Annotated in this window: 17 protein-coding genes; 4 read left to right on the top strand and 13 right to left on the bottom strand. The window is 59.4% G+C overall.

Going from position 1 to position 16,876, the window contains the following annotated elements; all coding sequences use genetic code 11:
- From FO268_RS03590 to FO268_RS03540, 12 genes are all read right to left on the bottom strand, one after another.
- Entirely contained in the window at nt 1-777 is a 777-nt protein-coding gene (locus FO268_RS03590; RefSeq protein ID WP_150989693.1) for a ferredoxin--NADP reductase, read from the bottom strand.
- Nucleotides 778-813: 36 nt separating this feature from the next.
- The gene (locus FO268_RS03585; RefSeq protein WP_150989690.1) at nt 814-1,821 is read right to left on the bottom strand and encodes a YeiH family protein; all 1,008 of its coding nucleotides are present in this window, start codon (nt 1,819-1,821) and stop codon (nt 814-816) included.
- Nucleotides 1,818-2,129 carry a DUF971 domain-containing protein gene (locus FO268_RS03580; RefSeq protein WP_150989687.1) on the bottom strand — a complete coding sequence of 104 codons (312 nt, stop codon included), beginning with the start codon at nt 2,127-2,129 and terminating at the stop codon, nt 1,818-1,820. The genes FO268_RS03585 and FO268_RS03580 overlap by 4 nt, the downstream gene beginning before the upstream one ends.
- A complete protein-coding gene (locus FO268_RS22795) occupies nt 2,122-2,298 on the bottom strand; it encodes a hypothetical protein (protein WP_191966814.1) in 177 nt (58 codons plus the stop codon). Before FO268_RS22795 ends, FO268_RS03580 begins: the two co-directional genes overlap by 8 nt.
- A gap of 3 nt (nt 2,299-2,301) precedes the next feature.
- Nucleotides 2,302-2,625: a ferredoxin FdxA gene (fdxA, locus tag FO268_RS03575; RefSeq protein WP_150989684.1), complete on the bottom strand. Its 324-nt coding sequence runs from the start codon at nt 2,623-2,625 to the stop codon at nt 2,302-2,304.
- Nucleotides 2,626-2,698: 73 nt separating this feature from the next.
- On the bottom strand, nt 2,699-3,658 hold the full coding sequence (locus tag FO268_RS03570) for a HEAT repeat domain-containing protein (RefSeq protein WP_150989681.1): 960 nt from the start codon (nt 3,656-3,658) through the stop codon (nt 2,699-2,701).
- Nucleotides 3,659-3,666: 8 nt separating this feature from the next.
- Entirely contained in the window at nt 3,667-3,900 is a 234-nt protein-coding gene (locus tag FO268_RS03565) for a 4Fe-4S dicluster domain-containing protein (RefSeq protein ID WP_023012262.1), read from the bottom strand.
- Nucleotides 3,901-3,942: 42 nt separating this feature from the next.
- Nucleotides 3,943-5,676, bottom strand: a complete 1,734-nt coding sequence (locus tag FO268_RS03560; protein WP_150989678.1) for a fumarate reductase/succinate dehydrogenase flavoprotein subunit — start codon at nt 5,674-5,676, stop codon at nt 3,943-3,945.
- Nucleotides 5,677-5,685: 9 nt separating this feature from the next.
- Nucleotides 5,686-6,429 (bottom strand): GntR family transcriptional regulator, encoded by a 744-nt coding sequence (locus tag FO268_RS03555; RefSeq protein ID WP_150989676.1) that lies wholly within the window; start codon nt 6,427-6,429, stop codon nt 5,686-5,688.
- Between the two features lie 70 nt (nt 6,430-6,499).
- Complete coding sequence (locus FO268_RS03550; RefSeq protein WP_150989673.1) at nt 6,500-7,378, bottom strand: ABC transporter ATP-binding protein; 879 nt, start codon at nt 7,376-7,378, stop codon at nt 6,500-6,502.
- A complete protein-coding gene (locus FO268_RS03545) occupies nt 7,375-8,118 on the bottom strand; it encodes an ABC transporter permease (RefSeq protein ID WP_227716283.1) in 744 nt (247 codons plus the stop codon). The genes FO268_RS03550 and FO268_RS03545 overlap by 4 nt, the downstream gene beginning before the upstream one ends.
- 258 nt (nt 8,119-8,376) lie before the next feature.
- Nucleotides 8,377-9,738: an ABC transporter substrate-binding protein gene (locus FO268_RS03540; RefSeq protein WP_150989670.1), complete on the bottom strand. Its 1,362-nt coding sequence runs from the start codon at nt 9,736-9,738 to the stop codon at nt 8,377-8,379.
- A gap of 350 nt (nt 9,739-10,088) precedes the next feature.
- On the opposite strand from FO268_RS03540, the gene FO268_RS03535 reads away from it, so the two are divergent.
- Nucleotides 10,089-11,777, top strand: a complete 1,689-nt coding sequence (locus FO268_RS03535) for an HAD family hydrolase (RefSeq protein ID WP_150989667.1) — start codon at nt 10,089-10,091, stop codon at nt 11,775-11,777.
- A gap of 2 nt (nt 11,778-11,779) precedes the next feature.
- On the opposite strand, the gene FO268_RS03530 is transcribed toward FO268_RS03535, so the two are convergent.
- A complete protein-coding gene (locus FO268_RS03530; protein WP_191966812.1) occupies nt 11,780-13,027 on the bottom strand; it encodes a substrate-binding periplasmic protein in 1,248 nt (415 codons plus the stop codon).
- A gap of 121 nt (nt 13,028-13,148) precedes the next feature.
- On the opposite strand from FO268_RS03530, the gene FO268_RS03525 reads away from it, so the two are divergent.
- The 3 genes from FO268_RS03525 to FO268_RS03515 all read left to right on the top strand — a co-directional run bounded on the left by FO268_RS03525 (nt 13,149) and on the right by FO268_RS03515 (nt 16,868).
- A complete protein-coding gene (locus FO268_RS03525; protein WP_150989662.1) occupies nt 13,149-13,865 on the top strand; it encodes a response regulator in 717 nt (238 codons plus the stop codon).
- The gene (locus FO268_RS03520) at nt 13,852-15,321 is read left to right on the top strand and encodes an ATP-binding protein (RefSeq protein WP_150989659.1); all 1,470 of its coding nucleotides are present in this window, start codon (nt 13,852-13,854) and stop codon (nt 15,319-15,321) included. Before FO268_RS03525 ends, FO268_RS03520 begins: the two co-directional genes overlap by 14 nt.
- 107 nt (nt 15,322-15,428) lie before the next feature.
- Nucleotides 15,429-16,868, top strand: a complete 1,440-nt coding sequence (locus FO268_RS03515) for a carbohydrate porin (protein ID WP_225316490.1) — start codon at nt 15,429-15,431, stop codon at nt 16,866-16,868.
- Nucleotides 16,869-16,876: the final 8 nt, after the last annotated feature.

The raw sequence follows: 16,876 nt of genomic DNA, 5'->3' as shown, positions 1-16,876 counted from the left end.
TTATTGTTCCACGAAAGCGCGTTCAATGACGTAGTCGCCGCGCTCACCTTGGTGGGGTGATGCTTCGAAACCGAAATTGTCGAGCATGGCGGAGAGGTCTTTGAGCATGGCCGGGCTGCCACAGAGCATGGCCCGGTCGGTTTCGGGGTTCAGTTGTGGCAGTCCGGTATCCTTCGCCAGTTGGCCGGACTCAATCAGGGTGGTGATCCGGCCTTCGTTGCGGAAGGGTTCCCGGGTAACCGTGGGGTAGTAGATCAGCTTGTCACCGATGATCTCCGCCAGGAATTCGTGGCCGGGCAGTTCGCTGGTCAGGTAGTCGTGATAGGCCAGCTCGCTGACTTCCCGTACGCAATGTACCAGCACCACTTTTTCAAAGCGCTCGTAGGTTTCGGGGTCGCGGATGATGCTCATGAACGGCGCCAGTCCGGTGCCGGTGCCGAACAGGTATAGGTTCTTCCCCGGGTTCAGGTCCGCCATCACCAGGGTGCCCACAGGCTTGCGGCTGACGAACAGCGAGTCACCTTCCTGGAGATGCTGGAGGCGGGAGGTCAACGGGCCGTCCTGAACCTTGATGCTGAGGAATTCGAGGTATTCCTCGTGATTGGCACTGACAATGCTGTAGGCACGAAGCAGGGGTTTGCCATCCACCGGCAGGCCGATCATGACGAAGTGACCGTTCTCAAAGCGCAGGCTCTGGTCGCGGGTGGTCCTGAAACTGAACAGGGTGTCGTTCCAGTGATGGACGCTGATGACGTTTTCGGTTCCAAGTGCAGCCATGGGGTAGTCCTCCGTGTTGGCCAGTTGTATATCGGTTCAGAGTGAGTAAGTGGCCATGGACCCCATGGCCGTGATAACAAGCAGAGCGCTGAGCAAGGCCAGCAAGGCAAAAGGGCGCCAACCCTGGGCGATCAGGGACGACAGGCTGGTGCGCATGCCCAGGGCGGCCATGACCACCAGTAGGCACGCCTGAGAGGTGGTGGCCAGGGCCTGGCGAAGGTCTTCTGGTAGCCAGCTGAGGCTGTTCATGCCGAACAGAATGACGAAGCCCAAGAGGAACCAGGGGTGTTCCGCCTTACCGGTGCTGTTGCGGTTGAGCAGCGCGCCCAGCAACAGCACCAGTGGTGCCAGCAGGGCTACCCTCAAAAGTTTGGTGAGCGTTGCAATGTCGCCGGCGGTATCGGAGACCAGATAACCGGCCCCGGCCGCCTGGGCGACATCGTGGATGCTGGCTCCCAGTAACAGTCCGGCTTGTGGCTCGCTGTAGCCCAGCATGGCGAACAGGGGAGGTAGCACCAGCATGCTCAGGGTACCGAGTGCCGTAACGCCTACTACGACGCCCAAAAGCCGCCGGTCTTCCAGTTTGCCCTGGGGGATAACCGCAGCCACCGCCACCGCGGCAGACACACCGCAAATCGCCACGGCCACGCCGGCTACCAGGCTCTGCATACGGGGCAGACCAAACCATTGCCCAAGCAAAAGCGCGGAGCCGATGATGATGGGCGTGCAGGTCAGGACCACCAGCAACGGCAGGCTGCCGACGGTCATCAGCTGTTCCACACCGATTCGGGCGCCAAGCAGGGCGATGCCGATACGCAATACCTGACGGCTGCAGAATTCCACGCCGGGCTGTAGCCGGGAGTCTGCCGCCTGGCTGGCAAAGCCGAACCCCAGCAGCAGTACCAGTATCAAGGCCGGGGCACCGTAATGGTTTGCCAGGAAGCTGCCGGCCAGGGCCAGCACCCCGCACAAGGCAGCGCCGGGATAGCGCAGCCGTGCAGCTGCCCACCAGCGGGTGTCCAGAGCGCGGAGAGTCTGGTTCATGACACCTGCTCGCTCAGTTCCCGCAGGAAGGCCCAGGGGTAGAGGCCCCGGTAATGGCCGTCGCTGAAGAAAAACTGCAGCCCGCTGACACCGGACAGCTCCACCCGGTCTACGCGGATGTCGGCGTCAATCAGGCTGAGCCGGCCGGTGCGTTTGGCCTGGGTGCAATGGGAGCAGGCGCAGGATTTGCGCAGCATCAGGCAGCTCAGCCTGGTGGTCAGGCCATCGGGCCAGCTCAGTTCCAGTTCGTTGAGTTTGCGTTTCAGGCGAACTTCCTTTGGCGGTTCTACCAGGGCTTGTCTAGACACAACGGCCTCCTTGCATCAGGGACGGGAGCACCAGTTCCGGTGTTTCGGGTAGCGGAATGTGGCGATCAGGTAATTCCATCGGGCGGGTGCTGCCCAGGGCGGCAGCCGAAACCACCACCAAAGCCAGCGACAGCATCCGCAAGCAACTCGTTATGACAAGTCGGGGCATGAATCAGCGCTCCAGATACTGCATTTTGCCGGGACGATCGACCCAGTCTTCCGCCTCTGGCATGGGCGTGGAGGTCGAGTCGATCACCGGCCAGACCTGGGACAGCTCGGCATTCAGTTGAATGAAGTGGTGCTGATCCTCCGGCAGATCCTTTTCGTCGAAAATGGCATCGGCGGGGCATTCGGCAACGCATAGGCTGCAGTCGATGCAGGTCTCCGGATTGATCACCAGAAAGTTGGGGCCTTCGTGGAAGCAGTCCGTGGGGCAGACATCAACACAGTCGGTGTACTTGCAGCGGATGCAGTTTTCGGTGACAACAAAGGTCATGGCAGTCTCCTTGCAACTTGCAGTGGTGCGGCGGGTAATGGCCAGCCCGTTGTGCGACGGGCCGGCCCATTGGTCAGGCCGCAGCGTCCAGTTTCGAGATGGCCCAGCGGGCCAGCTTGCGGACGTCTGGATCCGGATCGTCCAGGGCGGTTACCACATAGGGCCTGCCATCGTTGTGGGCAATGGCGCCCAGTGCGCCGATGGCGGCCTTGCGCAGGTTGCTCATGGCATCCTTCGAGCACGTGCCCAGTACCGGTATGGCTTCGATAACCCCCAGCTTGCCCAGGGCATCCACCGCTTTTTCACGCACCTGCCAAAGCTCGTCGGTGGTGGATTCCATCAAGGCGGGTGCGGCCGCCTTGTGATCCAGTTTGCCGATACTGTTGGCGGCTTCGCAGCGCACCTGCCAGTGGGGGTCTTGCAACAGGCTGATCAGTGCCTGCCCCACCTGTTGCGGGGTGGCATAGACAAGCGCTCCGGTGGCGGCCCGGCGTACTTCGGGGTCGGCGTCGTGCTGTGCGGTTTCCACCAGTGCAGGCAGGTTTTCAGGCTGTTTCAGCCAGCCAATCACCGCCACTGCCTCGCGGCGAACACGGGGGTCGCTGTCCCCCAGGCGCTTGAGGGCCGGGCGCTGTGCACCGGCAAGTCGCAGTGGCTTCAGGGCCCGCAGGATGCCGGACACCACAAAACCGTCGGTGCTGTGTTCCAGGGCTTCCAGCAGTGGCTCGCCAGCGGCCGGGTCTTTCAGGTCTGCCAGGGCGTGGGCGGCGCTGTTGCGTACCACCTCATCGCCGTCGCTGAGCGCGGCTATCAGCGCGTCTGCCATGTCAGCCGCTTCAAACTCATCCACGACCTTGGCGGCTTCCTGGCGTACGTTGGTGTCCGGGTCGTTCAGGGCATGGATGACCAGTTCCACCGCTTCCGGCTCGCCGGAATCCACCAGGTCCATAACCGCCACCCTGCGGATGCCGGGATCGTCGGAGGTGAGTTTTACGGCAATGGCCTGCAGTTCGGGATCGTCGTAGGTTTTCATGGCTTTCCTCAGCGCAGCAGGTAGGGAATGTTGACGGTAACGGCGTCGGTGGGGCAGTCAGCCTCACAGGGCATGCAGTACCAGCACTCGTCATACTTCATGTGGGCCTTGCCGGTTTCTTCGTTGATCCACAGCACGTCCAGCGGGCACACGTCGATGCACACGGTGCAGCCCTTGTCAGCGATGCATTTGTCCTCGTCCACAATGACGGGAACGCTTGAATGGTGATTGGCGATAGGCATATTGGTGTTCCTCTCTCGTCGCAAAATGTGTTTTCAGTTCTGTCAGCCGTTGGCCGCTTTCTGCACTCGCATCTTGCGGTAGGCGTCTTTTTCCTCACCGAGGGAAACCAGGTAATCCGCAATCGGTCGCTTGCCGCTGGCCATCTGGCCGTTTTCGTCCTTGAACAGTCGGCTGTGGTAAAACCACTCGCTGTCGTCCTGTTCCGGGAAGTCCACGCGGTAGTGGTAAAGGCCCCAGCGGGATTCGGTGCGGTAAAGGGAGGCACGGGCTGCCATTTCGGCGCAGTCGATAATGGACTGGACTTCCATGGCCCTGAGCAGCTCGTGTGGGTCGCGGGCGCAGAGCTGGGGGAGATCCTCACGTACTGCGAGAATCCGCTCGAGCCCGATCTCCATTTTCTTGGTGACTTTGGGAGGCTGCAGGTAGTCGTTCACCAGGCGGCGCACCTTGTATTCCATCTGCTCCGGCGGGATACCATCGGTCAGCTTCATGGGCGCCTGGATACGCTCCAGTTCGGCCTTGATGAAGTCCTCGTCCAGCTTGGGCTCACTGCGTGATTTCACGAATTCGACCGCGCTTTCCCCGCAGATCTGGCCGTACACAAATGCGCCGAGCATGTAGTTGTGGGCCACGCTGGCCATGTCGCCGGCGCAGTAGAGCCCGGGCACGGTGGTGGCCCCGGTTTCGTCGGTCCACACGCCGGAGGCAGAATGACCGGAACAGAAGCCCACTTCGGAGATATGCATTTCCACCATGCGCTCGCGGTAATTCACGTGTCGGCCTTCGTGGAAACGGCCGCGGGAGGGGCGCTCATTGGTGTGCAGTACTGTCTCGATCTCCTCGATGGTTTCTTCTGCCAGGTGGTCCAGTTTGAGAAACACCGGGCCGGTGCCGGATTCCAGCTCTTTGAAGAACTCCAGCATCATCTGGCCGGACCAGTAGTCACACTCGATGAAGCGCTCCCCAAAGGCATTAGAGGTAAAGCCACCCAGCGGGCCGGTTACGTAGGCGCAGGCCGGGCCGTTGTAGTCCTTCAGGAGTGGGTTCACCTGGAAGCATTCCAGGTTCGCCAGGTCGGCACCGGCGTGGTAGGCCATGGCATGGCCGTCGCCGTTGTTGGCCGGGTTTTCGTAGGTGCCGAACAGGTAGCCCGATGTCGGCAGGCCCAGGCGGCCGGCGGCGCCGGTGGCCATGATTACGGCCTTGGCGCGAATGATGATGGGTTCCGCCGTGCGGGTGTTGACGCCGATCATCCCGGCAATCTTGCCGTCCGGGTCTTTCAGCAACCGCGTGGCGGTGTAGCGGTTTTCAATCTGCACCCGGTTACGGCGCAGGCGGCGGTACAGGATCTTTTTGACGTTATGGCCCTCCGGCATGGGCAACACGTAAGTGCCCAGGTGGTGGACCTTCTTCATGTCGTAGTCGCCGGTTTCGTCTTTCTGGAAGTGAACGCCCCAGGAGTCCAGCTTCTCGATCATCGGGAATGAGCGGGTGGCGTAGGCCATCAATGCGGGCTGGTGTACGATGCCGTCGTTGGCAATGGTGATTTCCTTCACGTACTGTTCCGGCGTGGCGTGGCCGGGCACCACGGCATTATTCAGGCCGTCCATGCCCATGGAAATGGCGCCGGAACGTTTTACGTTTGCCTTCTCCAGCAGCATGACGTTGAGACTTGGGTCCTGCTCCTTGGCCGTTACCGCGGCCATGGGGCCGGCAGTACCTCCGCCAATGACCAGAACGTCGGTATCGATCACAGGGATGTCATTGATTTTCATGGTGCGCTCCTATTTCCGGTCAATCCGGAACTGGTATTTGAATGAATCACCGCGGTAGCAGAGATACTCGAAATCGATGGGACGCCCGTCCCGGTTATGGGTCAGGCGTTCAACCCGGAGGATGGCTTCGCCGGTTTTGATGCTGAGGTATTGCTGGGCTTCGTCGTCCGCGAGGATGGAGTCGAGGCTGATGTCGGCACCGCCGAGGGGGATGCCGAACAGGTTCTCCAGCATGGGGAAAATGTCGCCGGACAGGTCCAGGCTGAACATCCGTCGCCCTATGTCCATCGGGAAATAGCTGTTTTCAATGCACACCGGCGAGCGGTTGAGGTATCTCACCCGTTTGACCTCGATAACCTCATCGCCCGGTTGCAGATCCAGTGAGGCCGCAACGGCCTTTGGGGCTTTCAATTGCTGGATGCTGAGGACTCGCGCCGAGGCTTCATAGCCCTGGGCTGCCATCGCTTCACCGAACCCTTCCAGGCGCTGGACGTTCTGCACCGCTTTGGGTTTGCTCACGAAGGTGCCTTTACCCTGGGCACTGAACACCAGGCCCTCGTTATGGAGATCACGCAGTGCCTGGCGGATGGTGATCCGGCTGACTCCGAACACACCCATCATTTCGTTTTCTGACGGCAGGCGCTCATGGACCTGGTAGGTGCCATCCAGAATCTGGCGTCGCAGGCTGTCGCGGATCTGGACATACAGCGGCAGGGGCGACTGGCCGGCCATTATTTGAGTCGCATTGGTCATCGCTCGTCCTCCTGCTTGTTATGACAGGTCATGGCGAGTTCGGGCAGGGCAGGGAGTAGAGCGTTCATAGTTACCCCGCCTTGTTCTGCTGCTGGAATGCATTGAGAGTTTCCTTGCGGATCAGATCCAGGCACTGACGCTTCAGCGTCATGAAATCCGGGCTGGTCAGCAGGGCCTGTTCCCGCGGGCGGGGCAGTTTCACGTCGATGTCAGCAATGATCCGACCCGGGCTGGCACTCATCACCACGATCCGGTCGGACAGGAACACGGCCTCGTCGATGTCGTGGGTAACAAACACCACGGTGTTGCGGAATTCGCGCCAGATATCCAGCAGGTTCTCCTGCATCATGATGCGGGTCTGGGCATCCAGGGCGCCGAATGGCTCATCCATGAGCAACACGCTGGGATAGTTGGCTAATGCCCGGGCGATGCCTACTCGCTGCTGCATGCCACCGGACAGCGTGTTCGGGTAGGCGTTCTCGAATGCGGCAAGGCCGACCAGCGAGAGAAATGTGCGGGCAACGCCGTTAGCCTCATTCTGGCCTGCACCGGCCATGAGTGGGCCGAAAGCGACGTTTTCCTTGACCGTCTTCCACGGAAACAGTGAATGCTGCTGGAACACCATGCCGCGATCAGGGCCGGGTTCCGTTACTGCCTCGCCGTCTATTGTGACGTCACCGCGAGTAGGGGGCACAAAGCCGGCGATGCTGTTCATCAGCGTGGACTTGCCGCATCCGGAGGGACCCAGCAGGCAGACAAACTCCCCGGGGCGGACTGTCAGATTGGCGCTCTGGACGGCCACGTGGGGACCGGAGACCGTATCGAAAACGATATCCACATCCCTGACCGAGATCCGGCCACGTTCGGCGCCGGGCTTCCCGGACTTTGCTCTTGATCGGCTGTGATCCAGCACGGCAAGTCGGTTGTCGTTTACAGGGGCGTCAGTCATGAGCGGCCTCCTTTGGCTTGCCACTTCAGCAACGGGTTACAACCCTTGCGGACCAGCAGGGTGCACAGGGTTCCGAGCCCGCCGATGGTGAGCATGCCGATAATGATTTGCGGATACTGAATGAGGGTGTAGGAGTTCCAGGTGTAGTAGCCAATACCGTATTGGCCACTTATGATTTCTCCGGCCAGGAGAGAGAACCAGGCCACACCCATACCGATGGCCAGTCCTGCCACGATGGACGGCATGGCTCCCGGCAACACCACGTGCCATAGAATGGCGGTGCGGCTTGCTCCGAGACTTCGGGCGGCGCGAACCAGCACGCTGTTGGTCTGTTCAACCCCGTGAACGGTGTTGAGAATGACCGGAAACAGCGCGCCCAGAAAGGTAATGAAAATAATGCTGGACTGTTCAGTGGGCAGCATCAGGATGGCCAGCGGAATCCAGGCTACTGCCGGAATGGGCCGCAGCAGTTCGATATAGGGCAGGATAATGTCCTCTGCCCACCGGGAGCGCCCCATGGCCACACCCAGGATTACACCGATAACCACGGCCATCACGTAGGCAATGGCTACGCGCTCCAGGCTATGCAGAATGTGCAGATAGAACTCCTGCCCGGTCAGCTCTGCAACCAGGGCAACCCCCACCACAGACGGCGCCGGGATGTTGTCGAAGTTGATGTAGAAATGGAAACCGTTGGTGGAGGCCAGTTCCCAGAGCACGACAGCCACTACCAGTGCCATGATCCGCACCAGGTAGCGAACCCCGGTGGTTTTAAGCCACACTCTGGCGGGTGGACGCGAGTCGTTGTCTGCTCTGTTGTCTGTCGCTGACACAGCCGGCGCTGATGCTTGTTCCTCGGTCGCGGCATTGGTGGAGCCGTTGTCGGCTTCCTCCAGCGGTTCGGCAGTTTGCATCGCCACGTTGCTCTTGCTATCCATCGTAGTCACTCCTCGGACCGTTACTGCACGGGCACCGGTGGCACCCGCACAGCAAAGGGATCAGTAGGCCATCGCTATAGCACTGTCCGGAGTAACCGGGGTGCCACCGTGATCGGCTATGTGTTTTTCGGAGTCGGCTTTCTTGAGGAAGGCAACTACTTCGCCATCGTCACCACGTACCAGGTAGGCGGCTTTGCCGAACAGTTTCAGGCCGGTGACGTTGTCGTAGACATAGGTTGCATTGATGGCGCTTCCCGGTTCTTCCATGGCCGCGAGCATGTCGGCAACGCTGTCGTAGGTAACGATGCCTTTGTCTTCAAACCAGATTTCGGCAGGTTTCAGGGCGGGGTTGTTGGGCCGGGTGTCAACGACCGAATTGACCAGTGAGTCATAATCCAGGTCCATGGCTGCATAGGCGGCACGCAGGTAGGTGTCATCCACCCAGCGGTCGAAATCCAGGTCCGGCACGCCCACTTCCCGCTTCAGCAGATCCAGGTCGTATTTCATGGCTTCGACCCATTCGTCCTTGATGCTGGCCTCGGCAGTGGTGATCCCGCCTTCACTGAAGTAGAGGTAAAGCACCTCCTTCTCCACGCCGGTCCACTCGGAGACCTTCATGGCGGCTTCCATGGGGTTTTCCCGGATCCATTCCTGGGCTTCGAGGGTGGCTTTCAGAACGCCTTCCACGATCTCCGGATACTGCTCGGCGTAGCTTTCCCGCACAACAATGCCATGGAAGGTGGGAATACCGGCTTCACTGCCGTCATAGATCTTACGGGCCGTGCCCCGGAATTCCATGATCTCTGACCAGGGGCAGAAGTCGGCATGGGCATCAATGCGCCCGGCCTGGATATTGGCCGCGCCCACTGACGGGCTCTGGTTGACGATCTGGACCTTGTCGCTGAGGCCTGCTTCGCTCAGGGCCTTGAGGGTCATGCCCCAGGCGGCGCTGCCTACCGGAACGGACAGGGTCTTGCCCTCGAGGTCTGCCAGGCTCTGGGCATCGGAACCGATGGGAACGACAATGCCATTACCGGTGCCGCGAAGGTTGTAACCGGTAACCGCAATGAAGCGGGTTTCCTGCTTGCCGGTTTCCTGGAACTTGGCGCCGTTAACAATCAGCGGATAGTCGCCCATCACACCGAATTCCAGTTTGCCAGCCAGCATCTGGTTAGTGATGGGCGGGCCGGAATCGTAGTCGCGGTAAACGATGTCGTAATCGACACCGTCGTATTTGCCGGTGGTGGGCAAATGCTTTTCAAGCAGGTCGAGTTTTTCCAGCACAATGCCGCCGGAAACAGTGTTGGTCACCATGCTTTGGTGGCCAATGCCAACGCGGATGGTGTCTGCAGATACAGCGCCGGCATACAGTGCCAGCGATCCACAGAGTGTGAGTGTTGCAAGGGCTCTCGAATCTCTCATCGTCTTTTCCTTCCCGTTTCGTTTCACTTGTACTAACAGGTCATGATCCCTGCAGTAGGTGTTGCACCTGCTGTGCCAGAAACCGACAGGTGCAACCAAGCTGTTTGTTTTTATTGGAGTTTGAATTTTTGGCCGCAGACGAATCGGTAGAGAACGCAAACTCCCGGGGCGCCCGCGTTTGGTGCGAAGGTGTCTGAGCGGTGCCAGGACAGCGCAGGAGGCAATCGTGTCGCTATAACAAGTAATGCAAGTGAGCGAGGCGCAGGGGAGGGGCTGGTTCTTTGTAGTTCGCAGTGAAATGGTTTTTACTGAAGGCAATAGCCATCCAATACGGCGCTCGAGGAGACCTCATGGCCAGATTCAGCGATGGATTGCCAGCACCGTCAGTGCTGATGTTCGACTGGCACGGCACGTTGGTGGACACCCACGACGCCATGTTCAGCGCCATGGAAGAGATGCTTCCACAGCTGGAAGATCTGGGCCTGGTGGACAGGCTGTTGCCTGAAGACAAATGCCGCACCGCGGATGACGCTCGCCTGGTACGTTACATCCGGATTTTCCGTCGCTTGCATCCCCGTATCCTGGCGGAGCGGCGGGTGTCACGTACCGATATCTTCAATGCCATTTTTGGTGACGACAAAGAGGCCAGGTTGATCGCCCACGAGGCCTACAATCACTGCTACCGGAATTACTTCGGAAAGGTAAAGCCGTTTCAGCAGGGCGCTTACGAATACCTTACGGCTCTGAAAGAGATGGGAATCCGGCTGGCGGTATCCACTAACCGCAACCGGGAGTTCCTGGATAAAGAACTTAAAATGGTCGACGAAGGGCGCTGGCAGAACCTTTTTGATGTCACGGTCTGCGCCGATGACGTGACCGAGTACAAACCCGATCCGGAAGTGATCACCCGCGCCCTGGAGAAGCTGGACTTACCCGCAGACGAGCGGGCCTGGTACGTGGGCGACAGCTATGTGGACATGCTCACCGCCAACCGGGCGGGAGTTTCCGGAGTTTTCTATAACGGCGCCTGCTGGGAATCCGGGCGGATCGACAGCTGGTTCAGTCATCGGGACGCACCGGCGGCAATTCTCGACAGCTTTGAGGACCTGCTCAACCTGCTGGCGCTCCTGGAACGGCAGGAGCCGGACGCTTTCCGGGCAACCCCTGCCGAGGTCCGGCCCCGGGCTTACCCACGCCCGGAACCGCCGCAGCCTCGTATTGAGCCGGACTGGCATCCTGCGGTTGTCAGCCTGATCCGGCCATCGGTGGTGTTGTTTGACTGGCATGCCACCCTGGTGGATACCCTGGACGCCATGTACCACGCAGTGGATGACATGTTTCCGGAGTTTGAGGCCCTGGGTCTAACAGACCGCATGCTGGCCCCAGAAGACAGTAAAACCCCCGAGGATGCCCGCCTGGTGGCTTATGTTCGCGAGTTTGCCAAACTGCACCCCAAGGTGCGGGCAGACCGAAAGATATCACGCACGGATATTTTCGAAGTGCTGTTTGGTGAGGATCAGGAGGCGAAACAGGTTGCCCACAAGGTGTTCAACCGTCACTACCGTGAACATTACGGTACGGTGAAAGCCTTCGAACCCAAAGTCCGTGCCGTGCTTGAGGGGTTGCGGCGTATCGGTATTCAGGTAGGGGTGATTACCAATCGTGACCGGGAGTTCTTCGAACATGAGCTGGCTGCGGTGGAAGACACCGGCTGGACTCACCTGTTTGATGTGGACGTCTGTGGCGATGACACGCCCCTGAGGAAACCCCACCCGGACCAGCTATATCTCGCGGTGCAAAAGCTGGACTACCCGCCGGACCCAAGCGTGTGGTACGTGGGTGACAGCACTACCGATGTGATTGCCGCCAAGCGTGCCGGCATGACGGCTGTGTTTTTTAACGGCGCGCAATGGGATTTGCCGTGGTTGAACCGGATTTTCCCCGGCACCCACAAACATCCGGATAAACCGGATGTGGTGGTTAACGACTTTTCGGAATTCTGGGCCCTGGTGCTTGCCTGTGAGGTCGGGCCCCCGTGAGGTCAGTGTGCGGCATGGTTCCCCAGCGCCTTTTCAATGTCCAGCCCCAACACGACCACGCCCATGGGAAGACCGTCTGAAACCGGGCCCACCGGCGCACTGACCGTTACCTGAAAGCGGGAGGTGGAAGCATCATACCGAATGTCTGACAGGTGCATGGCGTCCAAACCGGTTGCGCCTGCGTGCAGGTTCTCCACAACGCCGGTGAACTTGGGCTCGTCGCCCTGCCAGTAGTCCGAAGCAAGCTGGCTCATGGCCACGAGTGTGCCCAGGTGGTTGGTGAGCAGAGCCTCGGTGACAATGTCTTTGTGGTTCAGTTTCCAGGCGTGAAGAGCGCGGGACCCGGGCAGCTCAAGAATGGCTTTGGCAAGTTCGGGAGTCGTCGCTGGTGCCAGCACTTGCCACTTGGCGTCGAATGTCAGCACATCGGTCAGGTTTTCCATGCGTGGGCCGGCATCGATAGCCTGTTGCAGATCGAGCATGCCGTCAATTTCGCTGAATAATCGCTTCGAGAGGCTTTTAATCCGTGCTTCCTCATCGGCAGAAAGCGTAATTCGGCCTTCCATACAGGCCGGGAGGAACTGGTTGAAAGTCCGAAGGAAATCAGGATTGTTGGCGGTGAAGTTTTCACTGAGATACATGTACAAGGGCGCGTAGCGGAGAAAATGGGTGTGCAGTTCGCCAGCGCCTGACTTGTCGGGCTCGTGGAGGTCAATCATGGCACGTCTGTCCATCAGGGCTGCATCGATTCGGCCACGTTGTAACAGGGCGAGCAACTGGCTCGGTAGGGAAACGCTGATGAAAACGTCGAAACCGTTGTCCTCAAGCCAGGCTTTCTCATTACTGCCGTCCACTACTCCAAGGCGGGCAGATTCTGGCACCACATCCGGATCCGTCGTGAAAAAATACCATTTCTCAAGGGCGACCGGATTACTTCTTTTCGCAGTCGAATCAAGTTCTATGGAAGGATCTATGGCAAAGTAACCATCGATCAGGTTTCGTCGCAACGAGTGTACGGCCCGATTTTGCGGGGTGATCCGAATGCGGGTCGACCAGCCGGCCTGGCGCGCTGCACAGTTGACGGTATCTACCGTCTCTCCAACCACCTTCGCGTCCCCAGTGCCCCCCATTGCAGGTATCTGGTAAGGCGAGGACGCAAATGTATAGAGGTTGAGTACAGGGGGGCGGGCGTGAGCGATAGACAGGGCCACTGTGCCGATTACACCCAGTACCACAGGTCGGAGATCCATGGTGAGCCTTTTATCCATTTTTGTTAACAATATTGAACTCAGCCTAGCACTCGCTCGGGGCTTTTGCCTCACAACTTTTAGTCATATGCTTGCAGATGCCAACAACAATAAAGGTTTTTAAATGTCTGATGTAAAAACATCGATTCTTGTTGTCGACGACGACCTGGCGATACGTGAGCTATTGCAGGAACACCTGTCCCGTGTTGGTTACGACGTGATGACCGCCGCCGAAGGTGATGGCATGCGTCAACGGCTGGCGCAGTCAAAGGTGGATCTGATCGTGCTCGACATAATGATGCCCGGCGACGATGGATTTACGCTTTGCCGGGAAATCCGGGAGCACTCGCAGGTGCCCATCATCATGCTGACGGCGAGCTCCGATGAAACCGACCGGGTGGTGGGCCTGGAAATTGGTGCCGACGATTACCTGGCCAAACCCTTCAGTGCCCGTGAACTGCAGGCCAGGGTAAAGGCGTTGTTGCGGCGCTCGAGCTTTACCCGAACAGACAATCCCCGGTTTGTGCGTTTTGACCGCTGGCGGCTGGACACAATGGCCCATGAGCTCATCTCGGACCAGGGTCGAGCCACCCCTTTGTCCGGCGCCGACTTTGCGCTGTTACAGCTTTTCCTCGCTCACCCCAATGAAGTGCTGGACCGTGACACTATCTCCGGGGTTACCCGTGGGCGGGAATCCATGCCGCTTGACCGCGTGGTGGATGTTGCAGTCAGCCGCCTGCGCCAGCGCCTGGGAGATCAGGGGCGCAACCCCAGGCTGATCAAGACAGTGCGCGGGGCAGGGTATCTGCTGGCGGCAACGGTGTCTTATGCCGCGGAATGATACCGGGGCGGTCGAGACGGGGCGCCGGGTATGGCGCCTTGTGCCGTCGTCGCTCCTGGGGCGCATCCTGCTGCTGACACTGCTGGCCATGGGTGTCGCCCAGGTGGCGTCGAGTATGATCTGGGTCGGTACCTTTCGGGCCCAGCAGGTTGAGGGGCTGGTCAATACCACCCGCAACCTTGCTTCTTCGGCGGCGGCCACCACGCAGTTCTTCAAGTCTCTGCCGCTGCAATACCGGCATATTGTGCTGGACCAGCTGAGAGATATGGGGGGATCCCGATTCTTTGTCTCCCTGAATGACAAGCGTATCAATATGCGTGCGCTCCCAGACAGTGAACGTAAGCAACTGGTCACAGAGGAAGTCGAGGCTGTCCTCAGGAGCCGGCTGGGTAAATCCACCAATCTGTATGTAGAGTTCGTTCACCCTGATGACCTGCGAATTCTCAATACCCAGCTGCCACTGGATGCATTACCCAAATCCTGGGCTCATCACGCGCTGACCCTCGAGCCCATCAAGCCCCCGGTGCTGGTCACCCAGGTGGAAGTGGCCACGGGGGAGTGGCTGTACCTGGCGTCGTTGTTGCCAGCCCCTTACGTGTCACTGGATGACGAAAGCATCCCCGGGCAGCAGATTGTGTTTATCCTGGTGATGATCGGCGTGCTTTTTCCGGTGTTGGCCTGGCTGGTGCGTCGCCAGACCCGACCGTTGCACAAACTGGCCCGGGCCGCGCGTGATCTGCCGTTGGACGAATGCCAGCCGCCATTGCGGGAACAGGGCAGTGCTGAAATTGTTGCTGTTACCCGTGGCTTCAATACCATGCATCGGCGGTTGCAGAGCTATATCAGCGACCGGGACCAATTGTTTCGTGCTATCTCCCACGACCTTAAAACCCCGATTACCAGGCTGCGCCTGCGAGCTGACCTGATTGAGGATGACAGCATCCGTGAAAGGCTCGAAAGTGATCTCCAGGAACTGGAATTGTTGGTAAAAGGCGCCCTGCAAAGCATGAAGGACACCGACATCCACGAGAATGTCGAGCTTATCGATATCGATGGCATGTTGCGTCGAATGGCCGAAGCCTACATCGGCGACAGCCCTCGAGTACTGGTGGAGGGAAGTTGTGCCCCGTATCGAGGCAAACCCCTGGCACTGAAGCGCTGCCTCGGTAATCTGGTGGATAACGCGGTCAAATACGGCGAGTCGGCGACCATCTGCGTGGAGGACTCTCCCGAACAATTGGTCATTCACGTCAGGGACCACGGGCCGGGCATTCCCGACGCGGAACTGGACCGGATTTTCGAACCCTATTACCGCCTTGGCCAGGAGCACCGGAAAGGCCACGGCCTCGGGCTGGGAATCGCCCGCAACATAGCGCAAAGCCATGGCGGCGATCTGAAGATAGCCAATTGGTCAGGCGGCGGCCTGGACGTCACGCTTTCGCTGCCGCGACATTGAAATTTCAATGTAACAATCATGTTACATGGGTCTTTCAGTTTGATACGTTCCGCTTTCGGGTATTGCCATAGACTCTGATGTTGCCAATACAACAAAAACAAGGAGTCATGATGAATACCTGTAAATCGAATCGTACTATCCGGAGCAATGACGCCATCAACGGTCGCCGACTGGCGATTGCTGTGAGTGTGGCTTCATTGGGGCTGTTTGCCAGCCAGGCCCAGGCCCAGGAGAGCGTGGAAGAGCGCCTGTCGGCGCTGGAGCAGCAACTGGCAGACGTCGAACCCCACGCCCGGGGCGACGAGGGCTTCTCCTTCAACACCTACGCCCGGTCCGGGCTGCTTCTCAACAGCGATGGCAAAAGCGCCCCCGGCGGCCCTTACCTGACCCCGGCCGGTTCTGTGGGCGGGGCGGTCGGCCGGCTTGGCAACGAGCCGGACACGTATCTGGAAGCCATCCTCAACTACAAGAGCGTGGCCGAGAACGGCACCAGGTCCCATTACCGCCTGATGATTGCCGATTCCACCACTTCCTCGAACGACTGGACTGCCGGTGATGGCGCCCTGAACGTTCGCCAGGCCTATGTGGAATTCAGCAACCTGGCCGGTTTCAGCGGCATTTTTGAAGAAGCGTCGATCTGGGCCGGTAAGCGGTTTGACCGGGACCTGGATTTTGACATCCACTGGCTCGACAGCGATATCGTCTTTCTGGGGGGCACCGGTGCTGGTCTCTACGATGTCACCTTCAGCGAGTCAGTGAAGTCCAACTTCTCACTCTACGGCCGCAGCTTCCTGGACTTTCCCTCCGACCCCAACACCACCGAGGGCACCTCGGATACCGACAACCTGATCCTGACTGCCAACAACTACTTCGGCAACGTCCAGTGGTTGATCAACGGCATGTCCGCGGCGGATAACGACGAGCGTGTGGTCGGCGGCGTTATGGAAGCAGCCGACTCTGGTGTGCAAACCATGCTGGCCTATCACGGTGACAGCTTCTTCGGCGTCTCCGACGGCAGCTTCAAGGTAGCGCTGCTCCATGGCCAGGGTCTGGGCGCGGAGGTCAAGAACCTCGGCGCCGATGGCAACCTGCATGAAGATGCGGTCAGCACGCGGGTCGCCCTCTACGGCACCACCCGGCTAGGCGCTAACTGGCGTATTGCCCCGGCAATCATGGCGGAAACCAGTAAGGACCGTTATGTGGAAGGCGACGATTACCAGTGGCTTACCTTCAATACCCGCCTGGCCAACGAGCTGGGGGCCAACTTCGAGATGCAGTACGAGGCCTCCTGGCAGGTCATGGATCTGCAGACGGAAGGCTATGAGGGCCGCGGTGATGTGGATGGTGACTACGCCCGTTTTACCATTGCACCAACCTTCAAGCCACAGGTCGGCGACTTCTGGAATCGCCCGGAGATCCGTGTCTTCGCCAGTTACTCCACCTGGGATGATGAGCTTAACCGCTACGACGGCGGCGATGCCCTGGGCGAGGAAGACTTTGGCGGCAGCCAGTGGACCTTTGGTACCCAGATGGAAGTCTGGTTCTGATAACTCAC

This window comes from Marinobacter denitrificans (assembly GCF_008795955.1).
Lineage (GTDB): Bacteria > Pseudomonadota > Gammaproteobacteria > Pseudomonadales > Oleiphilaceae > Marinobacter > Marinobacter denitrificans.
Note: the sequence above shows the minus strand (reverse complement) of the source record. Positions and strands in the feature narration are given on the sequence as shown.